The sequence below is a fragment of the Edaphobacter sp. 4G125 genome (assembly GCF_014274685.1).
Classification (GTDB): Bacteria; Acidobacteriota; Terriglobia; order Terriglobales; family Acidobacteriaceae; genus Edaphobacter.
Genome location: NZ_CP060393.1, coordinates 2,704,099 through 2,727,040 on the forward strand (window position 1 = coordinate 2,704,099; position 22,942 = coordinate 2,727,040).

16 protein-coding genes are annotated in these 22,942 nt (G+C 52.3%); 9 read left to right on the forward strand and 7 right to left on the reverse strand.

The window, feature by feature from the left end:
- Positions 1–35: 35 nt before the first annotated feature.
- The 6 genes from H7846_RS11295 (at position 36) to H7846_RS11320 (ending at position 10,431) form a co-directional block, all read left to right on the forward strand.
- Positions 36–3,632: a TonB-dependent receptor gene (locus H7846_RS11295; RefSeq protein WP_255460575.1), complete on the forward strand. Its 3,597-nt coding sequence runs from the start codon at positions 36–38 to the stop codon at positions 3,630–3,632.
- A gap of 440 nt (positions 3,633–4,072) precedes the next feature.
- Positions 4,073–4,582, forward strand: a complete 510-nt coding sequence (locus H7846_RS11300) for a chemotaxis protein CheX (protein ID WP_186692190.1) — start codon at positions 4,073–4,075, stop codon at positions 4,580–4,582.
- A 79-nt stretch (positions 4,583–4,661) separates the two neighbouring features.
- Positions 4,662–6,152 carry a glutamate--tRNA ligase gene (gene gltX / locus H7846_RS11305; RefSeq protein ID WP_186692191.1) on the forward strand — a complete coding sequence of 497 codons (1,491 nt, stop codon included), beginning with the start codon at positions 4,662–4,664 and terminating at the stop codon, positions 6,150–6,152.
- A gap of 450 nt (positions 6,153–6,602) precedes the next feature.
- Complete coding sequence (locus tag H7846_RS11310) at positions 6,603–8,681, forward strand: alpha,alpha-trehalose-phosphate synthase (UDP-forming) (protein WP_255460576.1); 2,079 nt, start codon at positions 6,603–6,605, stop codon at positions 8,679–8,681.
- Between the two features lie 17 nt (positions 8,682–8,698).
- The gene (gene otsB, locus H7846_RS11315; RefSeq protein WP_186692193.1) at positions 8,699–9,487 is read left to right on the forward strand and encodes a trehalose-phosphatase; all 789 of its coding nucleotides are present in this window, start codon (positions 8,699–8,701) and stop codon (positions 9,485–9,487) included.
- A gap of 32 nt (positions 9,488–9,519) precedes the next feature.
- Positions 9,520–10,431, forward strand: coding sequence for a M23 family metallopeptidase (locus tag H7846_RS11320; protein ID WP_186692195.1), 912 nt, complete (start codon positions 9,520–9,522; stop codon positions 10,429–10,431).
- Here the strand turns inward: H7846_RS11320 and H7846_RS11325 are convergent.
- From H7846_RS11325 to H7846_RS11350, 6 genes are all read right to left on the reverse strand, one after another.
- Positions 10,422–11,054: a DUF4126 domain-containing protein gene (locus H7846_RS11325; RefSeq protein WP_186692197.1), complete on the reverse strand. Its 633-nt coding sequence runs from the start codon at positions 11,052–11,054 to the stop codon at positions 10,422–10,424. The two genes, H7846_RS11320 and H7846_RS11325, sit on opposite strands and share 10 nt — an antisense overlap.
- Positions 11,055–11,104: 50 nt before the next feature.
- A complete protein-coding gene (dgt, locus tag H7846_RS11330; protein WP_255460577.1) occupies positions 11,105–12,256 on the reverse strand; it encodes a dGTP triphosphohydrolase in 1,152 nt (383 codons plus the stop codon).
- A 76-nt stretch (positions 12,257–12,332) separates the two neighbouring features.
- Entirely contained in the window at positions 12,333–14,405 is a 2,073-nt protein-coding gene (locus H7846_RS11335) for a tetratricopeptide repeat protein (RefSeq protein ID WP_186692199.1), read from the reverse strand.
- A gap of 155 nt (positions 14,406–14,560) precedes the next feature.
- Positions 14,561–16,177, reverse strand: coding sequence for a bifunctional phosphoribosylaminoimidazolecarboxamide formyltransferase/IMP cyclohydrolase (gene purH, locus H7846_RS11340; RefSeq protein ID WP_186692200.1), 1,617 nt, complete (start codon positions 16,175–16,177; stop codon positions 14,561–14,563).
- 93 nt (positions 16,178–16,270) lie between these two features.
- Positions 16,271–17,176 carry a dihydroorotate dehydrogenase gene (locus tag H7846_RS11345; protein ID WP_186696335.1) on the reverse strand — a complete coding sequence of 302 codons (906 nt, stop codon included), beginning with the start codon at positions 17,174–17,176 and terminating at the stop codon, positions 16,271–16,273.
- 17 nt (positions 17,177–17,193) lie between these two features.
- Positions 17,194–18,906 carry an alkaline phosphatase family protein gene (locus tag H7846_RS11350; RefSeq protein ID WP_186692202.1) on the reverse strand — a complete coding sequence of 571 codons (1,713 nt, stop codon included), beginning with the start codon at positions 18,904–18,906 and terminating at the stop codon, positions 17,194–17,196.
- 78 nt (positions 18,907–18,984) lie between these two features.
- On the opposite strand from H7846_RS11350, the gene serS reads away from it, so the two are divergent.
- Genes serS through H7846_RS11365 form a run of 3 tightly spaced genes read left to right on the forward strand, consistent with a single transcriptional unit; the run spans position 18,985 to position 21,431 of the window.
- Positions 18,985–20,307 (forward strand): serine--tRNA ligase, encoded by a 1,323-nt coding sequence (gene serS, locus H7846_RS11355; protein ID WP_186692203.1) that lies wholly within the window; start codon positions 18,985–18,987, stop codon positions 20,305–20,307.
- Positions 20,307–20,699: a hypothetical protein gene (locus H7846_RS11360; protein WP_186692204.1), complete on the forward strand. Its 393-nt coding sequence runs from the start codon at positions 20,307–20,309 to the stop codon at positions 20,697–20,699. Before serS ends, H7846_RS11360 begins: the two co-directional genes overlap by 1 nt.
- Before the next feature lie 60 nt (positions 20,700–20,759).
- A complete protein-coding gene (locus tag H7846_RS11365; protein ID WP_186692205.1) occupies positions 20,760–21,431 on the forward strand; it encodes a LolA family protein in 672 nt (223 codons plus the stop codon).
- A 46-nt stretch (positions 21,432–21,477) separates the two neighbouring features.
- On the opposite strand, the gene H7846_RS11370 is transcribed toward H7846_RS11365, so the two are convergent.
- On the reverse strand, positions 21,478–22,932 hold the full coding sequence (locus tag H7846_RS11370) for a sulfatase-like hydrolase/transferase (RefSeq protein ID WP_186692206.1): 1,455 nt from the start codon (positions 22,930–22,932) through the stop codon (positions 21,478–21,480).
- Positions 22,933–22,942: the final 10 nt, after the last annotated feature.

The window sequence follows — 22,942 nt, forward strand, 5'->3', positions numbered from 1 at the left end:
CCAAAGCATCCAGATTTTTTTTGAGGAGACTAACGATGCAAGCACGATCAATCATGCTAAAAGTCATGCTCATCATTGCGCTGGTTTCATGTAGCGCAATGACGTGGGCACAGACGATTACCGGAAGCGTGAATGGTACTGTGACGGACCCATCCGGAGCAGTCGTACCAAACGCCAAGGTGGTCGCAACCAACGTTGATACCGGTGTTGCAACCGAAACAACCACCAACAACGACGGTCTCTACAACATCCGCTTCCTCCAGATCGGACATTATAAGGTCACTATTACCTCTGCCGGGTTCTCGACAACAACCTATGGTCCGTTTGCTCTGGAAACCGGCCAGAACGCAAAGATCGATGGCAAACTGAGCCTCGAGAATCAGCAGCAGAAGGTTACCGTTGAAGCAGAGGTCGCTCCACTGATTAACACGGAGAGCCCGGTCCTTGCGACGACTCTCGATAATCGCGCGATCGAAAACTTGCCTCTGGTCAGCCGCAATCTCAACGCTCTGACGATGTTTCTTCCGGGTTCCGTTAGCACATCACCGAACAGCTTCGTCAGCAACGCATCAATCTCCGGCCCCCTCAGCGGAAACAACATGGCTGGTGCCAGCAGCAACAGCTCGGTATCGGTCAACGGCAACCGTCAACAAACCAATCAGTATCTGCTTGATGGTATGAACATCAACCAGACGCTCGACGATACCCCTGGCTACAATCCCAGCGTTGATGCTATCGGGCAGGTTCAGGTAATCTCTGCCAACGCCCCTGCGGAGTACGGCAACGTACTCGGTGGCGATATCATCTACCAGACCAAGAGCGGTACAAACCAGCTCCATGGAAGTGCCTTCTACTTTCTCGGCAATCAGAATCTGAATGCCAACAGCTGGGCAAACAAGCACGGTTCGACGATCATCGACAGAAATCCCTTCACCCGCAATATCTTTGGCGGAACACTGGGCGGACCTATCTTGAAGGACAAGCTCTTCTTCTTCGGAGACTACCAGGGCGGACGTTTTCACTCCGGTGGTAACGGAACCGCAACTGTGCTCACCGATAAGATGCGTAACGGTGACTTTTCAGAGCTCCTGAACCCTGCACTGATGTGCTCGGGCGATCCAGGTGGAGTCTGCGCGAAAAACTCTCGTCTGATTGAGTTGTATGATGCAACGGCTTCGGGTAATCCCCGTTTTGCCAATAACCAGATTCCAATCCTTAACCCCGCAGCCCAGTATCTGCTCGCGCATCCGGAGCTGTATCCCCGCGCAAATCGCGCACCTGACGCAAGCAATACCCCGGCTCGTAACAACTACGTCGGTCCCACCAAAGCTCGCAATTATGGCAATCAGTTCGACATCAAAGTCGACTGGAGAGCCACGCAGAAGGACAGCATGTTTGTCCGCTTCTCCTATGCGAACCAGGGGCAGACCACCCAGAATGTACTTCCAACCAGCTTCGCCAGCGCTCCAACCTTCCCGGTGCGTGGCGTTGCCATTAATGAAGTCCACACCTTCAACTCGGCCATGGTCAATGAGTTCCGTGCCGGCTATACCCGTATTCAGAATAACGGTGCCGTCCTGCTCGATCCGTCAGGCGTCTTTGGCTTGAACGGCGACAGCATCCTCGGCATTGGAGCCAACAACCCAGTCAAACAACAGTTCGCAGGTTTCTCTGCGCTCGGCTTCAACAACTCTGCCAGCCCGCAGGGGTTCCAGGCAACCAACGGAACAGAGTTCACCACGCTTGGTAACCAGAATACCGGCACCAACTACACCATCAACACCTTCCTCTACGGCGACAACTTCACTTGGCTTAAGAACCGCCACACTTTCAAGTTCGGTGTACAGTTCCTTCGCCAGCAGCAGAACAACTTCTACCCGGGCAATGATGGTTCGCTCGGCGGCTTCTTCTATCTTGGACCTGGAACCTCCAGCGCGGCGACTCCTGCCAACGGACACAGCACCGGTTATACCGCAGCTGACTTCCTGTTGAATCGCGCTGGTTTCAAGAGCGTCGGCGGCGTCGCCGGTCCGGTTGGCATGCGCCAGTGGCGCAATGCCTACTTCGTCCAGGACGACTGGAAGGTCACCCCCACTCTCACCCTCAACCTCGGCCTTCGCTATGAGTACTCACAACCGATCTACGAGGTTAACCATAAGATGTCGACCATCGACCCGGCCAACCCCAGCCGGATCATTCTCGACGGCAACGATACCTCTGTATGTCAGCCGTTCGGCCTACCCTGCATCACCGCCAAGGATGCTGGCTACGGTCGCGGACTGGTTGATCCATATCACGGCAGCATCATGCCCCGCATTGGTTTTGCATGGTCCGTCAGCCCCAAGTTCGTCGTTCGCGGCGGATACGGCCTGCAGAACTACATGGAAGGCACCGGTGCGAATCTCCGCATGACCACCAACCTTCCCTTCCAGGCAGCCTCCCAGCTCAGTGGAAACCTGCCTGGCCCCGGCAATTCCGCTGGTTCCTTCTATGATGTTCAGGGCGGATTCGGCAGCGCTACAGCTCTGTCGAACGTCTATAATGTCTGGAACAAGAAGATTAAACCGGCGTTTATCAGCATCTACAATCTGACCCTGGAGTATCAGCTCAACAATACTGCATCCTTCCAGGTCGGCTATGCCGGCGAGTCTGGGCAACATCTGGTCACCGCAAACCAGCGGAATCAGCTGCCCAACACCTGCGTTATTGGAGGCGTGCTCCAGGCTGTTAACACTTCCAAGCCACCAACCGCTTGCCTCACTTTGGCTCCGGCCCCCTTCTACAACACCCCTGGCATTGGTTATAACGGCGTCGTCCGTTATACGGACTCCAATGCTTCCATGAACTACAACTCCTTGCAGGTCAGCTTCCGCCAGCGCGCATGGCATGGTCTGCAATATACCGCTAACTACACCTGGAGCAAGGCGCTCACCAACAGCACCGGCTTCTATGGTGTTCCCAGTGTCACCGTGGCAAGCGCGTATGCAGAGAATGTCTATAACCTCCACAACGAATGGGGACCAACCGGACAGGATGTGCGTCACGCGGTCAACTTCAACCTGGTCTATGATCTGCCCGTCGGACGGAATCGTATGCTTGGAGGCAATATGCCCTTCATCCTCGATGAACTTGTCGGCGGATGGAAGGTCGGCATGACAGGTGTCGTCTACACGGGCTTCCCGGTCAACATCAACGCAACCAACAACACCTACGTCAATGGCAACTCACAGCGTTCGAATCACTATCGCAAGCTGAAGATCGTCAACCGCTCCATCAACAACTGGTTTGGAACCGATCCTTCTGCGATTCCCTGCGGCATTGATGCGAATGGAATCGCTATTGATAACGGCGTGTGCGCCTATGGTCAACCCAGCAATGGAACCTTCGGTACCACTCGCCCGACTTCAGAGCGCGCAGCGAGCTTCCAGACTTACGGGGCTTCGGTTACCAAGGACTTCACCATTTGGCATGAGCACCAGATCAACTTCCGTGCTGATGCTGACAACCTCCTAAACAGTGCATATCTGTCCAACCCTGCCAGCAACGTAGGTTCGCCGTCGAACTTCGGTCAGATCACTGCTGTCCGTTCGAACCCGCGTAACCTTCAGCTGTCCGTCAAGTACCACTTCTAACGCAAGTTAGAAGTCCAACCTTGAAGCCCGGTCAAATTGGCCGGGCTTCATTCTTTAAGCACCTTTATCTCCATCCATACATCCAGGAGTATCATCTTCCAGAACATCGAAGCGATCACAGCCCTGTCAAGCCCCTAACCCATATAAACCAAACAAAACAGGACACATTGCAACTGCAGATTAGACCCATTCGATTCGATAAAATTAAAGACAGCACCGAGACATGTAACCGAACCATCAGCCCTCCTCTGCGGAGTTCCAACGGGCAAATCTTCTCGACCGCATTGGAAGTACGAGCCTATCGTATTTATTTTGAATACTTTGCGCGATATTGTATGGGGGGGGAGGAGGGAGGGTACCATCGAGCGGATCCCCCTACCTCATCCCTTTCCTCATTTTGCCGATAGAGCTTCTATCCACCCGAAGGAGAGCTCCATCGCATGATCGCATCGCCCACCTTGCAGCCTGCCGAATCAATTGCCCTCGCAACACTCTCTGATACTTCCCTGCTCGACCAGACCGTAGAAGAGGTCCTCGGCATGATGATGGGCGTCCCCGTCTCTGTCTCCGACACCACCGTAGCCCCCTCCAACACCCCCATCACCATCACCGGAGTGATCGGACTCGCAGGAGCACTCAGTGGAGCTTTCTCTGTGGTCATCAATGAAATCGGAGCCCGCCAGATCACCGCCAGCATGATGGGAATGGACGAGGTCCCCGCGATTGACGACACCGTTCTGGACGGAATCGGAGAGATCACCAACATCCTCGCTGGGGCCTGGAAATTGAAGATCCCTTCCCTCAGCTCGGCCTGCCTGCTCTCCGTGCCGACGGTCGTCACCGGAACGCAATATGATGTCCACCGCAAGAGCTCGACCTTCAAACTCTCTCGCTCGTATCGGTTCAACGATTCGGCCTTCACGATCACGATCTGCGGAGAACAGACCTAGATTCTGCGCCGCCGCTGCTTCGTCATGCCATGCTGCTGAACTGCGCTGACTCTGCTAGCATCGAAGTTTGGCAACTATCATGACGAGCACCAGCACTGAAGCCCCGATCCGCGTCCGCATCGCCCCTTCGCCGACCGGCGACCCCCATGTGGGGACCGCCTATATCGGCTTGCTCAACTACATCTATGCCCGGCAGCGATCAGGCAAATTCATCCTTCGCATCGAAGACACCGACCGCACCCGCTTTGTCTCTACCTCAGAGCAGATGATCTTCGACTCCCTTCGCTGGCTGGGCCTGAATTGGGACGAAGGCCCGGATGTAGGAGGTCCATTTGGCCCCTACCGCCAGTCCGAGCGCACCGAGATCTATCGTAAACACGCAGAGATTCTTCTTACGAACGGAACCGCCTATCGCTGCTTCTGTACTCCAGAAGAACTGGAATCTGTACGCAAGCAACAGATAGCCGCAAAGCTCCCGCCCCGATATCCCGGCACCTGCCGTCATCTTTCGCCTGAACAGCTCGAGCGGTACCTCGCAGCCAATAAGCCATATACGATCCGCCTTGCAGTTCCTCCTCAGGGGAATGACCTCACATCTTCCACGACGTTCCGTGACGAGTTACGCGGAGAGATCACCTTTGAACACAACAATGTCGATGATCAGGTCCTGCTTAAATCGGATGGCTTCCCGACTTATCACCTTGCCAATGTAGTCGACGATCATCTGATGCAGATCACGGATGTGATTCGAGCGGAGGAATGGATCTCTTCCACGCCGAAGCACGTCCTCCTTTATAAGGCCTTCGGATGGCAGGTCCCACGGTTCTGGCACATGCCTCTCCTGCGCAACCTCGACAAGTCGAAGATTTCGAAACGAAAGAATCCTGTCTCCCTGATCTACTACCGGGACAGTGGATATCTGCCTGAAGCGATCATCAATTTCCTAGGTCTCATGGGCGGAGGAATGCCAGCCGACATCAATAGCGGCACCGAGCAATTCACTTTAGCGGAGATGGTTGAGCATTTTGTCTTCGCCAATATCCGGCTGGGTGGTCCCGTTTTCGATCTCACCAAGCTCAAATGGCTCAATGGAGAGTACCTGCGCAAGCTCTCGCCTGAGGATTTCTTTCAGGCGATTCGCACACGGGTCTTTGGAGACGATTATTTGCGTCAGATCTCTGCACTCATGCAAACTCGCATCGAGACACTGACCCAGTTCGGCGACCTTACTGGATTCTTCTTTTCGGATCATGTTGTGCCCACGGCAGACACCTTCTTGCCTAAAAAGCACACTCTTGAGGAGACGCTAACATTTGCACAAGATCAACTGGCGGTGCTCGAAGCAACCGACTGGACCCACGAGGCTCTCGAACGAGCGCTAAAAAACTTAGGCGAAGAGAAGTCCTGGTCGGTCAAAGAGAATTTCATGCTGCTTCGAGCCATCATTTCGGGAAGTACCGCCTCTCCTCCATTGCTGGAAAGCATGGTGATCTTCGGTAAAGCGCGATCTCTTGATCGCATTCGAAGATTCCTCGATCTTCAGAAGAAACTTGCATCTCAAAAAAAGTAGTCAAAGAAGGTAGAGCATCCGTGCTTTACCTTCTTCTTCAGGCAACGTTTGATCGCTTTTTCACCCTCTAATAACAGAACAACATCATTTTCCTGAAATCACGTGCTCATGCACGCGAGAAGCTTTTAAGTGGATTTTGAGGTGAAGGTTAGCCAAAACAAGAACACCTGCTCTAATCCTCGCCTGCGCTGGGATTGGGCCGTCCATCACATGCTGCTGAAATAACTACTAAACTTTATTTTTATCTTTTTACGGCTCCTTGAAGGATTCGTCAGAAATGGGCCTATGCGTATTCTTAGTCTGCGATTGATCATAGCGTTGATACTGGGGGTGACCCTCGTTTCTCTGGCTTCTTCCTGGTCTGATGTGCAGGATGACAAGGAATCCTTGCGCAGAGATTTGCAGCATAAGGCAGAAGCGTTAGGAGAAAGTCTTGCAAGCAGCGCCGAAATGTATCTTGCCAATGGAGATACCGCAAATCTCGAGCAACTAGTGCGACGCTTCAGCAATCGCGATCATTTGATGGGGATCGGTATCTATGACCACAACGGCTCTCAGCTGGTCCTAAGTCGCGAACTCAGTTCACTGCTTTCTACGACTCCTGACGCATTGGAAGATGCGCTTAAATACGATCGCCCCGAAAACAGATTTACCCGAATTCATTTCCGCCGCGTCTACCTGCTAGCTGCGCCACTTCACGCTCGCGATAAAAGTGCAATCGGCGGAATCGTCCTGGTTTACGAGACTGCTTATATTCGAGCCGAGACTTTTCGAATCTGGAGTCGCGTCTTTATTCACATTGCCGGCCAGGTTCTGGTCATTGTCGCGATTACCCTGCTCATTATTCGCTGGAGTCTTGTTGGTCCCATTGCGCGGGCTGCACAGTGGATGAAGGGTCTTCGCACCGGAAAATCTATCGCACAGCCGCCAAGTAAAGATCTTGACTTCCTGGCCCCTTTAGCCAGGGAGATGGCGCCTTTGGCGGAAAGCATGAAACAGGCGCGTGCCGCCGCGGAGATTGAAGCGCGCCTGCGAAATACGAATGAATCGCTTTGGACTGCTCAGCGTCTTGCAGAGCACGTTCGAGGCAAGCTAAACGGTAGCGGGTTGTTTGTTGTCTCCAATCGAGAACCGTACATCCACAATCGACAAGGGAATGAAATTACCGTCACCGTTCCTGCCAGTGGGCTTGTTACTGCAATTGAGCCCATCCTTTGTGCATGCAATGGAACCTGGATCGCTCAAGGCAGCGGAAGCGCCGACGCAGAAACCGTGGACAGCCATGACCGGCTACAGGTTCCACCCGATGATCCGAAGTACACTCTACGGCGAGTCTGGCTGACTGCGGAAGAAGAAGAAGGCTATTATTACGGATTCGCAAATGAAGGGTTATGGCCGCTATGCCACATGGCGCACACACGACCAACCTTCCGAGCTTCAGACTGGGACTACTATCAGAAGATTAACGAGCGCTTTGCCGATGCTCTGATGGAAGAGATGGAAGGAGAAGAGCATCCTGTAGTTCTCATCCAGGATTATCACTTCGCGCTTCTTCCCCACATGGTAAAAGATCGCATGCCTCATGCAAGGGTAGCGATCTTTTGGCATATTCCATGGCCCAATCCAGAAGCATTCAGCATTTGCCCGTGGCAGAAGGAACTCCTGGACGGGCTTCTTGGTGCCGATCTGATCGGTTTCCACGTGCAAGCCCACTGCAACAATTTTATGAGCACCGTCGACCGCGTACTTGAAGCAAGAGTGGATTGGGAACATTTCTCAGTCAAACGAAATAATCACTGGTCCTCAGTGCTTCCGTTCCCCATCAGCGTAGAGATGGCAGAGATGCCGGAATCCCATCCGGAGCGGAGCGCCGAAGAAGAACGCAGTGCGCTTATCGCTGAGCTTGGAATAGAAGCAAGCTTTCTTGGAGTGGGCGTGGATCGCGTCGACTACACCAAAGGGATTGTAGAGAGATTCCTTGCGGTGGAATCTTTCCTTGAACGCCATCCACGGTATCAGGGGAAATTTACATTTATCCAGATCGGGGCACCCACACGAAGCAATATCCCACGATACGCCGACTTTCAAAAAGAGGTGCAGGTCGAAGCAAACCGCATCAACGATCGCTTCAAACAAGGGAAATGGAAGCCTATCGTCTTCTTAAACCGACAGCATTCTCATAAAGAGGTCCGACGATACTATCGCGCGGCTCATCTGTGCATGGTCACATCACTTCACGATGGCATGAATCTCGTCGCCAAAGAATATGTTGCTTCTCGTGACGATGAACGCGGCGTTCTGATTCTTAGCCGATTTACTGGAGCAGCACGAGAGCTGCGAGATGCCATCATCGTCAATCCCTACGACATTCAAGAGACCGGAGAAGCAATTGCCAAAGCTCTGGAGATGGATACCTCAGAGGTTATTGACCGTATGCAGCGAATGCGTCGCACCATAAGAGAACACAATATCTATTGGTGGGCGGGAACTCTTATTGGTGAACTATGCGAGCTAAGACTCGAGCGATAGAAAACAATGGAGCTTCGATGTCAAAGGACTTCTCCGTCCCTGCTGAATTCTGGGAACAACTCCAATTATCCGAAAAGTCGGCGTTGCTATTGGACTACGATGGAACGCTTGCACCCTTCCAGATAGAACGAGACCAGGCATACCCATACATTGGAGTTTTACCGCTCCTTGAAGATATCTTGCGTTCCAAACGAACCCGGATGGTTGTTATCACAGGCCGCCCGGTTCCCGAGGCGCAGGCCCTACTCTCTCCACTGGCGGGATTTGAGATATGGGGAGCACATGGGCTGGACTATCTCCAATTGGATGGAACGATCAAAAAATACACTATCGCTCCTGAACTGATACTTCTTCTCGAAAAAGCAGAGCAACAATTGCGCACCAAGGAATTATCGGACCTGCTCGAAGCCAAACCAGGAGGAGTTGCCGTTCATTGGCGAGGTCTCTCTGAACAAGAACGCGAAAAGGTGCGATTAGAAACGTTGACAGAATGGACCGCTCTCTCTGAAACCCCGGGCATCAAGCTTCTTCAATTCGATGGAGGACTGGAATTGCGGATAGCTCATCCTGACAAAGGGGATGCGATACGAGCTATCCTTGAAGATCTTCCGAACGATGTTCCAACCGCATTTTTAGGCGACGACATCACCGATGAAGATGGCTTTCGAGCTTTGGAGGATCGCGGTTTACCAATCCTTGTCCGCGATGCTTATCGCTCTACAAATGCAACAGCATGGATAAAGCCGCCGGAAGAGCTTTTAGCCTTTCTAACACGATGGAGAGACATCGTGACTCATCAAAAATAAGTTACCCTTCCCTTGTCTACATGAGAACACCGATGAATGCTTTGAGCAGAACACTACAATTCGCTGCCTTTTTTCTGCTTTATCTTTCCTTCGCCTTATCGCAACAGCCTGTATCCGTTTCATGGACACCTGAAACTCTCGTCAATGGATCGCCTTGCCTCTTTGCCATCAAAGCGCGTCAAGCAACTTCCATCACTGGAAACTGGCAGGGACATTCTCTAGAGTTCTTCAAAGCGAAGGATAAACCGGATACATGGTACGCCTTGGCTGGAGTTGATGTGGGAACTAAATCGGGCAATTACGATCTCACTGTTGAAATGATCCAAGGAGATTCCTCGCAGACAATACACCGAACAATTTCAGTAACGCCTGCGCCCTACAAAGAGATTCCACTGACTGTTCCAGAGAAGTACGTAAAACCGGATACAACAGCACAACAAAAGATTGCTGCAGATCAGGAGATCAAAAACAAAGCCTTTGCAGGCTCTGAAGACTATCCCGTTTGGATAGGACGATTTTCTCCTCCTCTGCATAGCGCTCCGCGCACCGATTCCTTTGGAACAAGACGCCTCTTCAACGGATCCCTTGCAAGCATTCACCGCGGATTAGACTATCGCGCGAAAACCGGAACACCTGTCATGGCAACAAATAATGGACGAGTTGTACTCGCTCGCTCACTCTACTACGAAGGAAACTGCGTCATCATCGATCACGGGCTTGGCCTGATGACGCTCTATATGCATTTATCGAAGTTCAAAGTAAAAGAAGGGCAGAGGGTAAAGCGAGGACAGATTATAGCGCTTAGCGGAGGTACCGGACGAGCCACCGGGACGCATCTGCATCTCAGTGTCCGCTGGCATGGAGAGTATCTCGATCCTGCAAGGTTGTTCGCACTTAGCCTGCCAACTCTGAAAGATACACCCTCTTCTATGCTTCACCCTTGAGTCTTACGTTCCGCTGGAATTGCATCGTCCAAATCGGGGCGAAAGATTTTCTTCAGTGGCTTCTGGATAGCCCGCAACAAGGCACGTGCGATGAAGAAAGTAATCACAAGAAGAGCAATGGCCATCGAAGCGGCAACGATCGGATGATGCGTTGCAAACCAGGTCAATCCGACCGCCAGCGCATCTTCTGTGGAGCTCAACGCAATATTCGATACGGGCTCCGGACTGGGAGTAACCGCGGTACGCAAGGCCGTCTTGGAGCCGTGAGTTGCCAAAGCTATGCCAGCTCCGATCGCGGTTGCCAACAATTGCAGCTGCGGGGAAAGCTGCGAGCTGGCATGATAAGCGATCAATCCTGCGACCGGAACACGCACAATCGTTTGCAACCCATTCCAGATCACATCGAATCCTGGAATCTTGTCTGCAAAAAATTCGATGACAAACATAAACCCGCAGACGATAAGAATCCACGTGCTCCCTACCCCTTCTAATCCTGGCGGCAATGCAACCCAATGCGTACGCGCTAAAACTCCCAGTGTCAGAACTGTTGCATATATATTTAGGCCACCCGCAAAACTGGCAGCTACGATAAGCGCCGTAATGTTTGCCGCTGAAAAGTGCATTGTGGCGAAGATTCTACTCCAACGCCTGAAAACTCAACAAGCTTTGCGCATCAGCGTCGAATCGCTCGCTTGACCTGCGCATATTGTTCCAGGATGAAGCTATCTGTCATGCCCCCGATATAATCGGCAACGACGCGAGCCACACCGTCACTCTCCAACTCGTCGATATAGCTTTGAGGCAATTCTTCTGGCTCCATAACCCAGAAGTTGAAGAGTGCCGTGACAACTTCTTCGGCCTTATCATGCTCCCGTTCCAGGTGATCGCAGGTATATAACGTATCGTAAAGGTAACGTTTCTCCTGCAGCCGCTCCGCTTCGATCGGTTGAGAAAACAGCGCCAGCCGTTTAGGATGCTTCCGAATATCTGCAAGCGAATTCGCTGCCATCGCCTCTGTATTTGTCCGCGTCGTTGCGATCAGGTCTTCTGTCAGTACATTCTGCATCAGCTGTAACGCTTCATGGAAGAGATACTTCTCTTCTACTCCCGGATGTTTCTCTTCTACACTCTGATAACATCGGCCTACAATCGCAACGTTGTCGCGGATATGACCAATCTCCAAAAGGCCCGACTCGACTCCATCGTCAAGGTCCGCTGTGAGGTATGCAATCTCGTCTGCTAGGTCAATAAGCTGTGCCTCCAGCGGTGGGCTCTGATCCAAAAAATACTCCTTCAGCTCAGGATGTTCCTCGACGGTGTAATCTCTCGAGTGCTTAATAATCCCTTCGCGAACTCCCAGAGTCAGGTTCAAACCTCGATGAGCGGCATAACGCTGTTCGAAGTGTTCTACGATGCGCAATGCATGAAGGTTATGGTCAAAACTCAAGCCGTGTTCGCGCAGGCATCGATCCAAAGCCCTCTCTCCAGCATGGCCAAATGGAGGATGACCAATATCATGCACCAGCGCGAGGGTTTCTGCCAGATCTTCGTTCAATCCCAATCGCGATGCTGCCGCACGCGCAATCTCAGCTACTTCAATCGTGTGCGTTAATCTGCTGCGAAAATGATCGGACGATCTGCTGGTAAAAACTTGCGTTTTCCCCGCCAGCCTTCGAAATGCACGCGATTGGATCACACGTTCACGGTCGCGCTGAAAGGCCGTTCGTCCAGCGCGCTCAGGTGCCGGATAGATACGGGCTGTGAGCGGGTCTGCGGCATCTCCGGCCACAGCACATCGTCTGCGATCCTTTGTCATATTCAACATGAGTGTACTGGATTGCCATAGCTATCTTAAACGCTTCGGGTATGCCGGTTCCTCTATGGCATGTCCAAACGATAGCTTACTTTGCAGCAGTGTTCAGTTTTGCCAGCTTTACCCTTGCGTTGTCCAGCCTATGCTGCACTTTGGCCACATCCTCAGGATCGGCATCGGCAGGAAGAGAACGTGCGTACTCATGGAGAGAACGCTCCCACTGCTCAACCGCTAATTTGAGCTTTCCTGTCTTCTCGTAAACCTCTCCCAGATGGTCATGGATTGTAGGATCTCCACTATTGCGTTCATTGGCCTTACGGATGTTCTCTTCGGCGAGTGCGTATTGTCCGGTCTTGAAATAGACCCATCCCAGAGAATCCAGATACGCGTAATTCTGCGGATCCAGCTCCACGGCTTTACGAATCATGGTCAAAGCCTCGTTGAGACGCACTCCACGATCCGCCAACATATAGCCTAAGTAATTCAGAATGGTTGCATTCTGAGGATCAATCGCCAGGGCTTTGCGAAACTGGGCCTCTGCCACATCATATTGCTTCTGACGATCAGCCAGGATCCCTCTCAGAAAATAGACGTAGAGCTTTTCTTCAGGTTTCGGAGAGAGATTCTCTCCTGCACTCAACTCTTTGTTGGCATCCTCCCAACGTTTCAGCCGCGTGTAGATATTGGCGAGTGCAAGGTGAACCTCTCGATCATCCTGCTGATTTCCAGTAGAAGAGAACTGTGCTTTTGCTAGGGCAATCCCCTCGTCAACCTTTCCAGTATCTGCAAGCTGACCTGCGTACATTAGTTGAACAGATTGGTCTTTCGGTAAAGCCTTGGCCGCTTCAGAAGCTGCGGTTGTAGCTTCGGCCCATCGATGAGCATCGCGATAAGCATCCACCTGCCCCTGATAGCCATTTTTTGCAAAATCGCTACCGAGCAAAACAATCTGTTTATAGGTGTCAACAGCTTCCGTCGTCTTGTTCTGCTCCCGGTAAATGATCCCCAAACGATCCAGGAAGATTGACCGGTTTCCCTTTTCCTGATCTGAGTATTGACCATCAGGATGAGCTGTTCCGTCCAATAGAGTCTTCAGCGTATGAATCGCATCATCATAGCGCCCTAAAGAGTCATAAACGAGCGCTTCATTGTAATTAAGTTCTATGGAATCCTGAGCAAGTGGTTTCGCCTTTTCCAGCGTAGCCAACGCTTGATCATAGTGTCCTTGCTGTCGTTGAATATCTGCAATCTTAATCTGAGACTGAGAATCCTGCGGTTCTGCTGCAACGATGTTATTGAAGATCTTCAACGCCTCATCGAGCTGACCGTCTCGCAGTAAGGCCGTTGCCAAGCCGCGTTGAGCATCGACATTTTCCGGATCATCGTCCAAAGCCCTGCGGTAGGAAGCAATCGCTTCTTTGCCCTTCCTTAACTGGTCGTAAGCAGCTCCCAATGCGAAGTCAATCCGTGAGCTTCGGTCCGCTTCAGGAATAGAGCTCAGAACGTCTGCTGCACGAGCATAATCTCCCTGTTCCGTGTAGAGCCGGTACATATTCAACACGACTTCTTCAGAGCCGCTATCGAGCTTCTGTGCTTTTTTAAACTGCTCTTCTGCTTTAGCGGAGTCGTGGTTCAACCCATAGAGTTGCCCGAGCAACAACTGTGTTTCAAGATCATCGGGTTTCAACTTCGCCAGCTTTTCATACTCGCCAATGGCTAGCTTGAGCATCTGCCCTGATTGCTGCCCCTGCATATCGCCAAGCGACCGTAGATAGACTTTACCCAGCAACTGGTGAGCAGCAACATCATCTGGATTCTTCTTCACCTGCTCCTGAGCCGAGGTAACTGCCTCTCGAATCCGCCCCAGCTTGAAATAAAGTTCCGATAGCCCGTCCTGCAAGGTTGTGGAATCCGGATCGGCGTCCATTGCCAGCTTGTATTCCTCAATCGCCTGAGTAGCATAATCCGGCCGCCCAGCCGTGACCGCCATCTCCTCATAAAGGTGGGCCAGTCCAGCGTGATAGTACGCCGAGCTGCGATCCACAGCCGAATGGGGCGATGTAGCAGAAACAGAAGATTGTGACCATGCAGCCGGAACACCGAAAGCCACAGCGGCAGAAAGAAACAGGAAACTGGAGGCACGCGAAAGAGGTTTTGTCATCGATAAATTCCTGTGCCGCCGAAGCCTAACAACAGATCATAACGGACTTTAGAGTCGAACAAAATCACCTCATTTAGACGGTGGCTAAGGCGGATTGGCTGCAACTGACCCGTTTGAACCGCTCCCCGATATGGCGGATTATATTGCTTTTGACCTCACCCATGCCGGAAATGGCGAACTCCCGTCAAAACCATCGCGATACCAAGCCGATTGGCTGCCGCAATCACATCTGCATCCTTCACCGACCCGCCCGGTTGAATCACCGCTGTCGCACCGGCTTCGGCGATGACCTCCAAGCCATCCGGGAATGGGAAAAACGCGTCTGAGGCTGCAACTGTGCCTTTGAGCGGCAGTGCGGCTTTCATTGCGCCGAACCTTGCCGCATCCACGCGGCTCATCTGTCCAGCCCCAATCCCTACGGTCTGGCCATATCCATTCGAATATCGCGCATACACAATGGCGTTGGACTTCACATGCTTGCAGACACGCCACGAAAACAGCAGTGCACGCATCTCTTCCGGCGTGGGCTTGCGATCTGTAACCGCCTTTAGTTCCGCCTCGGTAATCCGCAGACGGTCTGCATCCTGCACCAGCAGGCCACCGGAAACCTGTTTGACCACTCGCGTCGTATCGGCCGGGACGATTTTTACCAATCGCAGGTTCTTCTTCGCAGCGAACCGTTCCAGTGCCTCCGGGGTGAAATCAGGAGCCACAATAGCCTCAACAAACAGCTTCGCAATTTCCTCTGCGGCCGCTCCATCCACCGTACGATTGATCCCGATCACGCCGCCAAATGCCGAAACTGGATCGGCCTCCAAAGCGCGCTGATAGGCTTCCAGTACTGTCGCTCCCGTAGATGCTCCACAAGGATTGGTATGTTTGATAATTGCCACCGCCGCTTCGGACGCAATATCAAATTCACTCACCAGCTCCCAGCAAGCATCCAGGTCAACCAGGTTGTTATAGCTAAGCTCTTTACCCTGTAGCTGCTGGGCTGCCGCTACGCCCTTTCCACTCCGATCGACATATAACGCCGCTCTTTGATGTGGGTTTTCTCCATAACGCAGTGTCTGAGCGAGCGGATCGATAATCCTAAGCGTTTGAGGAAGTTCATGGGAAAACGCTGCGGGGCCCGAAGGAACTTCAATGCTCTCGAGGGTTGAAGCAATTCCCGCGTCATACGCAGCTGTGACTGCAAATGCCTGCTTCGCCAGCCTCCACCGAGTAGCCCGGCTCAAGCTCCCTTGATTTGCTGCCAGTTCCTGAACGAGCGCCTCATAGTCCGAAACCGCAGTGACAATCGCCACATCCTCAAAGTTCTTTGCTGCTGAACGAACCATCGAAGGTCCACCGATATCGATGTTCTCAATCACATCAGCAAATGCGACCCCTGCTTTTTGAGCCGTCTTCTCAAAGGCATACAGGTTGACCACAACCATATCGATCGGCTCGATACCATGTGACTGGACTGCCGCCACATGCTCCGGATTGCCTCGCATATGCAGAATTCCTCCATGCACCTTGGGGTGCAGGGTCTTCACCCTGCCGTCGAGCATCTCGGGGAATCCGGTTAAATCACTGATATCTTTCACGTTCAGACCAGCATCGCGTAGGGCCTTGGCCGTTCCGCCAGTCGATACCAAATCCACACCATGCCCAGAGAGTGCACGTGCAAAGTCGATAAGCCCTGTCTTATCAGTAACCGAGAGAAGTGCGCGACGAATAGGACGAAGATCAGCCGAGACAGTAGAGGGAGCGCTATGTGAGGTCATCACTCCCTATTTTATGCGACGATCATCTGATTTTTTGCTTCGATTCCCCGCGCCAAAGCGGGTAACCGCCAAAACTGTTTTGACTGGTTATCTCTACAGAATGACAGAACCTGTGAGAGATTTCACATGTTCGATCTGATGGACTGCACACCATCGTTTCAATCCGTTGGTGATGTTTTCCACGGCCCTGGGGTCGGCATAGCTGGCAGTTCCCACCTGGACCGCTGTAGCCCCTGCCATCATAAATTCGACGGCATCCTCTGCTCGGACGATTCCTCCCATACCGACGACGGGAATCTTCACCGCTTTAGCAGCTTCATAGACCATACGGACTGCGATTGGTTTGATCGCTGGTCCGGAGAGACCTCCGGTTACGTTTGCGATCCTTGGCTTTCTGGTTTCTATATCAACGGCCAAGGAGACAAAGGTATTCACCAGAGAAACCGCGTCGGCCCCAGCCTCTTCCGCGACCTTTGCCATCTCTCCAATGCTGGTCACATTTGGGGACAACTTCACCATCAAGGGCTTTTTAGAGATCTCTTTCGTTCGAGTGACCAACTCCTTGAGCAAATCTGGATCTGTGCCAAAGACCATTCCCCCATGGGAGGTATTGGGGCAACTAGCGTTCAGCTCATACATGACGATGCCTTCGGCGTCATTCAGGATACGAATCACCTCCAGGCAATCCTCAACGGTGTAGCCAAAAACATTTGCGATGACCACGGCGCCTTTGAGCTGGCGTAGCTTCGGAAGCTTTTCCTCTACGAAGGGGCGCACCCCCATATTCTGCAGGCCAATCGCGTTGATCATCCCGGCGGCGGTCTCAATGATTCTGGGGGTAGGGTTCCCTGGCATAGGTTCTTTGGAGAGCCCCTTTGTAACGAAGGCGCCAATACGGTCGAGCGAGACAATATCCTCGAACTCCACACCGTAGCCGAAGGTCCCACTGGCTGCGATGACCGGCGAGCGTAGCTCGACTCCAGCTACGCTCACTTTCATATCCGGGTTGTTCGAACTCACTTTTCCGTACCCTTTCGAGTGGCGACGGGGCGAGCGATATTTCCTGTACCCGTATCCGGCTTCATCACCTGCGTCAGCACCCGTCCTTCAACGCTCGAGGGTTGATTCACCCGGAGAATCGAGGCAAAGGTCGCGGCGATATCTACAGGGGCCACTCGATCATGATAAGTTCCCGGAGTAAACATTGCGCCATAAAAGTCCAAAGGCACATGCCTATCATAGGCAAAGGACGAATAATGAGTCGCACCCATCTCCGATCCGGCGAACTGAAATGCATTGAAATTCAGGAAGATCGCCCATCCCACATACGGGGAATAACTGTGAAGGATCCTCCGTCCCAGCTCGGTATCAGGAATCTCACCATTTCGCATCTTCGCAACGGGATACACACTTCCCACTCCTAATGGATCCGCCAAACGCGTTGAAGGGACTGCCGGCTTGGAACTCTTCACTGCAAATTCGGAGCCGTTTTCCTGAAGAGCCTGATTCAGAGCCTCTGCTGCGGCTGTTTCAGCTTCCAGCTCCGTTACATGGACTTTCTCAAATGCATCCTGGTTGAGCTGGATATAGGGGTACTCTCCGCCAAGGATGTACTTTTCGCCCCCTTTTTCTCCATTTTCAATCGGCCATTTTTTATCGAGAATCGCTTCCATTCTTTTCAGAAGAGCAGCACTTTTGATCGCCGCCGAGGGCATCTGGGCGTCATTTGCTGCCCTCATGGTGGGAGCTACGCCATGATCTCCCGTCAGGGCAACGACGACATTCTGAAGACCCACTTGTTTATCCAAAAAGGTAAAGAAGTCGTCTAACGATACATCGACAGCGTCGATCATCTCTCGCTGTTTCGGAGAATCCGGCCCCACCTTGTGCCCGAGGATATCCGTATTGCTGATCGAGATCGTCAGCATATCGGTGACATCATTTTTGCCAAGGTTCTCGTTCTTGACCAGTGCTTTGGCGAAGTCGATGGTGTATTGCACTGCTGCGGGTTTCTGGCCTACTTCCTCATAGAAACTGCCTGTGGGTACGCCCGCAGCATGACGAATTCTGGCACGTTCATCACTGGCATTGAATGCACTGGCCCATTCAGGCAGCTGCTGCATCCAGTAGGTCGAGGTGATGAATGCTCCGGAGTCATGGTCGGTCCAGAATGCCCCTTTGGTTGCGTGGCCGGAGGTCATAATCGCGGCACGGTCCTTGAAGGAGATGCCAAAGACCTTTGCCCGTCCCTGGGTTGCCAGGGTCAGCTCATCACCCAACGTTGAAGCCGCTTCCCGGTGGGGTGAAGCACCGGGAGAAACCTCGCCGCCTGCGGGTACACCAACCAGCTTATAGCGATCGTCGCTCACCGAACTTACGAGCCTGAGCCTTCCATCCGGCCCTTTTTCCCACCATTCATTGAGAGGGATCTTATGGCCATCCGTATAGCTTCCCGTGCCAATCGTGGTGTGGCCAGCAGCAGTCACAAGGTTGGCATAATCGTAGTAGCAATCCGTGAAATGAACGCCTTTTTTGAGAAACAGGTTGAATCCGTTGGGCGTCTTGAAGTCGTCCCGATAACGATCCAGATAGTCCCCGCGGAACTGGTCGATCACCAAAATCACAACCAGCTTCGGCTTGGCATGATATGCATCGGCATACCCACGAGTCGTTCCAGGCACAAGAAGAGCGAGAGAGAACAGGGCGGAAGCAATTTTTCGCATCCGCATCAGGAAAACATACCTCTCCGCCAGAAGCAACCAGGCCCACCTCTCCCTTTCCGAGGTAACCCGCTAAAATAGAAGCAAATGATCGATCTTGCATTCGTCCGGGCAAACTTGCCCCAGGTAGAAGAGAAGTTGCGCGCCCGCGGTATGGATCCCGTTGTCGCTCTTGGTGACTTTGCCACTATTGACCGTGAACGCCGAGATGCGATTACACAGGTCGAGACGCTCAAGGCCCGTCGCAATAAACTCACCGAAGAGATTGCCAGGCTACGCAAATCGGGTGCAGATGCGACTACTCAGACTGAAGAAACCCGCACGCTGAAATCCGAGGTGGATACCCTAGAGGCTCGCGCTGCCGCTGCTGACGAACGATTGAAATCTATTTTGCAGGCGATTCCCAATCTTCCACAGGACTCCGTTCCGGTAGGTGCGAATGAAAACTCCAATCGCGAAGAAAAGGTCTGGGGCATAAAACCCGAGTTTAGTTTCGCGGCGAAACCGCACTGGGAACTTGGCGAAGCACTGAATATCCTAGACTTTAATCGAGCGGCAAAACTCTCAGGCTCCCGTTTTGTTGTTCACTTTGGAGCGGGAGCTCGCCTGGAACGAGCACTGGCAAACTTCATGCTGGATCTGCATACCCGCGAGCATGGCTACACCGAGGTTTTGCCGCCTTACATGGTCAACTCCCGCTCGCTCTTCGGTACCGGGCAGCTTCCAAAATTTGCTGAAGACCTCTTTCATTGCGACGACAAAGGCCCCTATACCGGAGAGTTGCAGGATGGCGATCACTGGCTGATTCCCACGGCCGAGGTGCCAGTGACCAATCTCTTCCGTGACGAGACGCTGGACGAAGCACAACTTCCCATTTCCTTCTGCGCGTATACGCCCTGCTTCCGTAGCGAAGCCGGGAGCTATGGCAAAGATGTCCGCGGAATGATTCGTCAACATCAATTCCAGAAGGTCGAGTTGGTTAAATTTACACCTCCTGAGAAATCGGCGGAAGAACACGAAGCACTTACGCGTCACGCGGAAACCGTTCTCGAGAGATTGGGACTTCCCTATCGGCGTATGCTTCTTTGCACTGGAGATATGGGCTTTGCATCCTCCAAGACGTATGACCTTGAGGTTTGGCTGCCCGGACAGGAACTCTATCGCGAGATCAGTTCCTGCTCGAACTTCACGGACTTTCAGGCCCGGCGGGCGAACATTCGTTTCCGGCCTGTCGGTGGTAAAAAATCGGAGTACCTTCACACGCTCAACGGTTCAGGATTGGCCGTTGGACGAACGTACCTTGCTATTCTCGAGAACTACCAACAGGCAGACGGCTCCATTCGCATTCCTGAAGCTCTTGTTCCTTATATGAATGGAGAAACTACAATCAACCGTCAGGAGAAAGCCTGATGCTGAAAACACTTCGCTCCTACTTCTGGTGGACCTATGAACGCGGAAGTCTCCACTATGACGTTATGGTGACTCTCATCCTGCTTTTTCTGTTTCTCGGACCGCGCTTCATTGATTTCAAAGATCGTCCGGTTGAAACAGTGGCACTCCATTCTTCGGAGGTCCTGATTAAAGAAGCGGGGACGACAGACGACTCCAGCCGTTTTCTTTATCAGATTCGAGCTGATGATATCGATCGCTCTACAGATGGAGATCAAAGCGATGCTGCCATTCGTTCTGCCATTCTGCGCATCGTTGAGCCAATTGCAGGTGAGGTTACTCTGCAACGTTATGAACCCGTACGCGATGCTCAAGGTCATGTAATCGCCTATGACGCCTGGATCACACGCTGATCCGCCGAAGAGGCATCCGCTTCGCTTATGTGCATCTAACAGCCCGGAGAATAGACTCGCATGATGAAACTTCGCCACCTGGCAGCCATCTTTCTTCTTACTGCCCCATGGACTTTATGTGCGCAGACCAAACCTGGTGAGTTAGACCAGGCGATTCGGCAGCTCGATGCCGCAAGCATTCGTTTTAAATCTGCTGAAGCTGACTTCCAATGGGATTTCTACGAGCTTGTGGTCAAAGAGACCACCACACAACACGGAAGTATCTACTTCAAGAAGAACGGATCAAAGCTGGAGATGGGAGCAAAAATCCTGCCTCCCGGCGCTAGATTTTTCTCATATAAAAATGACAAATTTGCGCTTTTCGACCCTTCGACAAAAGATCTGAAGGTTTATTCTGCAGGCCAGAATAAAAATCAATTCGAGAGTTTTCTCACACTAGGCTTTGGAGGCAGCGGAAGCGATCTCGTAAAGGCCTGGACCGTCACTTATCTCGGTACAGAACAGCTTTCAGATGGCAGCACAAATGTTCCTACAGCCAAACTGAACCTGGTTTCCAAGGATCCCACCGTAAGAAACATGTTCAGTCACGTTGTGATCTGGGTCGATCTGAATCGTGACATTTCGCTCAAGCAACAGTTCTTTACCCCATCAGGCGACTACCGTACTGCAACCTATAATCACATCCGATATAACGAGCCGGTCAATACCAAGCCGTACGAATATAAAAAATAATCAAAGGCGGCAGAGATCGAACTCCTGCCGCCTTTGATTCATCCACCTATGGATACAACTTAGCCGGAACGATCTCCGGCTCCGATTCACCCGCCGCAACCAGCAGCCTCTTTAATTGCTCCCTCAATTCTTCTGCCTTGGCACGATATTCTTTGCGTCCAGCAAGATTCACTAGTTCATGTGGATCTGCACGCTGATCGTAGAACTGATATTCGTGATATGTCTTCGCCGCAGCTTCTTTTGTGTCTCCTGAGAGATCGGCTACGCAGTAGGTCCAGTCCGGAGTACGAATAGCTCGTCCGGTCATGGACTCACTGATCTGGATCAGTTGCTGATTATTCCAGTGCTGTCGTGCCTCAAAATCATTGACTAGAGGAAAGAAGCTACGTCCCTTCCAGGACGTAGGAGCCTGCACACCTGCTGCTTCGAGTAGTGTGGGAGCAACATCAATCAAGCCAACCAGCTCTGGAATCTGCTGTGTCCCTTGAAAGCCGGGCCCATCGATGATCAGCGGTACACGAATGGAGCTGTTATGCGTGCTCCGCTTGTACTCTTGATTGCGTGTCATGAAATGGCAACCATGATCGCTGATGAAGACGAAGATGGTGTTGTCGGCGAGATGCTCTTCTTCCAGTACACGCCGAAGCCTTCCCACGGAAGAATCAATCGCCTCGATGCATCCGTAATAGTCCGGCAACTGATCCTGCCATGTACCGGGCAGCGCACGAAGATCCTCCGGAACCGTAGAATTCACAAATCGCGTTGCTGCACCCTTTGGTGCAACAGGACGCTGAAGGTCGTTCTGTTGATGAGGCTCAAGCTGAGAGATAAAGAGGAAGAAAGGCTTTTCCTGTTTCTGACGGAGGAATCGTTCTGCACGGTCTGTGAGGAAGTCGACGCGATATTCATCCTTGAACGATATCGGCTGATTGTTCTGATCCCAGATCGTTCCCTCGTAGGGATGAGTCGTATGCTCAAGAGCATTCGCGCCTTCCCATAGATCTAAAAATCCTCCGCGATCTTCTGCTTTCACAGGACCAGGATCGCCGCCCAGCTTGGGATTTCCCAAAGCAAGATGCCACTTCCCAATGTAGTTCGACGTGTAACCGGCTTTGCGTAACTCACCTGCTAATGTCGGTAGGGATTTATCCAAGGCCAGTCCGTTGTGCCATACGCCTGTCTCTGTGGCATAACGGCTGGTGAAGAGAACCGAACGCGCAGGAGCGCAAACAGGCTGGTTGGTAACAGCATGCGTGAAGTTCTTTCCGCGTGCAGCAAGAGCATCGATGTTCGGGGTATGTGTTGAGCCATTCCGTCCATTCGCTCCAACAAAGTCCCAACGAAACTGATCCGCAAGATAAACAATAATATTGGGCTTTTTCGCAGGCGCTGATGACAACACCGATTTCCTTTGCGCTTCAACCGCAGGAACTGCTGTGGTCATCGCCGCTGCCATGGTTCCCTTAAAGAAGCTCCTGCGGCTTTGTACATGGTCTGACATTTTTCTAAAA

Excerpts from the sequence above, each read along its gene's own strand:
- H7846_RS11295 (WP_255460575.1), top strand. The coding sequence starts at position 36 with ATGCAAGCACGATCAATCATGCTAAAAGTCATGCTCATCATTGCGCTG.
- H7846_RS11300 (WP_186692190.1), top strand. The coding sequence starts at position 4,073 with ATGATCGCATCGCCCACCTTGCAGCCTGCCGAATCAATTGCCCTCGCA.
- gltX (WP_186692191.1), top strand. The coding sequence starts at position 4,662 with ATGACGAGCACCAGCACTGAAGCCCCGATCCGCGTCCGCATCGCCCCT.
- H7846_RS11310 (WP_255460576.1), top strand. The coding sequence starts at position 6,603 with ATGTATCTTGCCAATGGAGATACCGCAAATCTCGAGCAACTAGTGCGA.
- otsB (WP_186692193.1), top strand. The coding sequence starts at position 8,699 with ATGTCAAAGGACTTCTCCGTCCCTGCTGAATTCTGGGAACAACTCCAA.
- H7846_RS11320 (WP_186692195.1), top strand. The coding sequence starts at position 9,520 with ATGAATGCTTTGAGCAGAACACTACAATTCGCTGCCTTTTTTCTGCTT.
- H7846_RS11325 (WP_186692197.1), bottom strand. The coding sequence starts at position 11,054 with ATGCACTTTTCAGCGGCAAACATTACGGCGCTTATCGTAGCTGCCAGT.
- dgt (WP_255460577.1), bottom strand. The coding sequence starts at position 12,256 with ATGTTGAATATGACAAAGGATCGCAGACGATGTGCTGTGGCCGGAGAT.
- H7846_RS11335 (WP_186692199.1), bottom strand. The coding sequence starts at position 14,405 with ATGACAAAACCTCTTTCGCGTGCCTCCAGTTTCCTGTTTCTTTCTGCC.
- purH (WP_186692200.1), bottom strand. The coding sequence starts at position 16,177 with ATGACCTCACATAGCGCTCCCTCTACTGTCTCGGCTGATCTTCGTCCT.
- H7846_RS11345 (WP_186696335.1), bottom strand. The coding sequence starts at position 17,176 with ATGAAAGTGAGCGTAGCTGGAGTCGAGCTACGCTCGCCGGTCATCGCA.
- H7846_RS11350 (WP_186692202.1), bottom strand. The coding sequence starts at position 18,906 with ATGCGGATGCGAAAAATTGCTTCCGCCCTGTTCTCTCTCGCTCTTCTT.
- serS (WP_186692203.1), top strand. The coding sequence starts at position 18,985 with ATGATCGATCTTGCATTCGTCCGGGCAAACTTGCCCCAGGTAGAAGAG.
- H7846_RS11360 (WP_186692204.1), top strand. The coding sequence starts at position 20,307 with ATGCTGAAAACACTTCGCTCCTACTTCTGGTGGACCTATGAACGCGGA.
- H7846_RS11365 (WP_186692205.1), top strand. The coding sequence starts at position 20,760 with ATGATGAAACTTCGCCACCTGGCAGCCATCTTTCTTCTTACTGCCCCA.
- H7846_RS11370 (WP_186692206.1), bottom strand. The coding sequence starts at position 22,932 with ATGTCAGACCATGTACAAAGCCGCAGGAGCTTCTTTAAGGGAACCATG.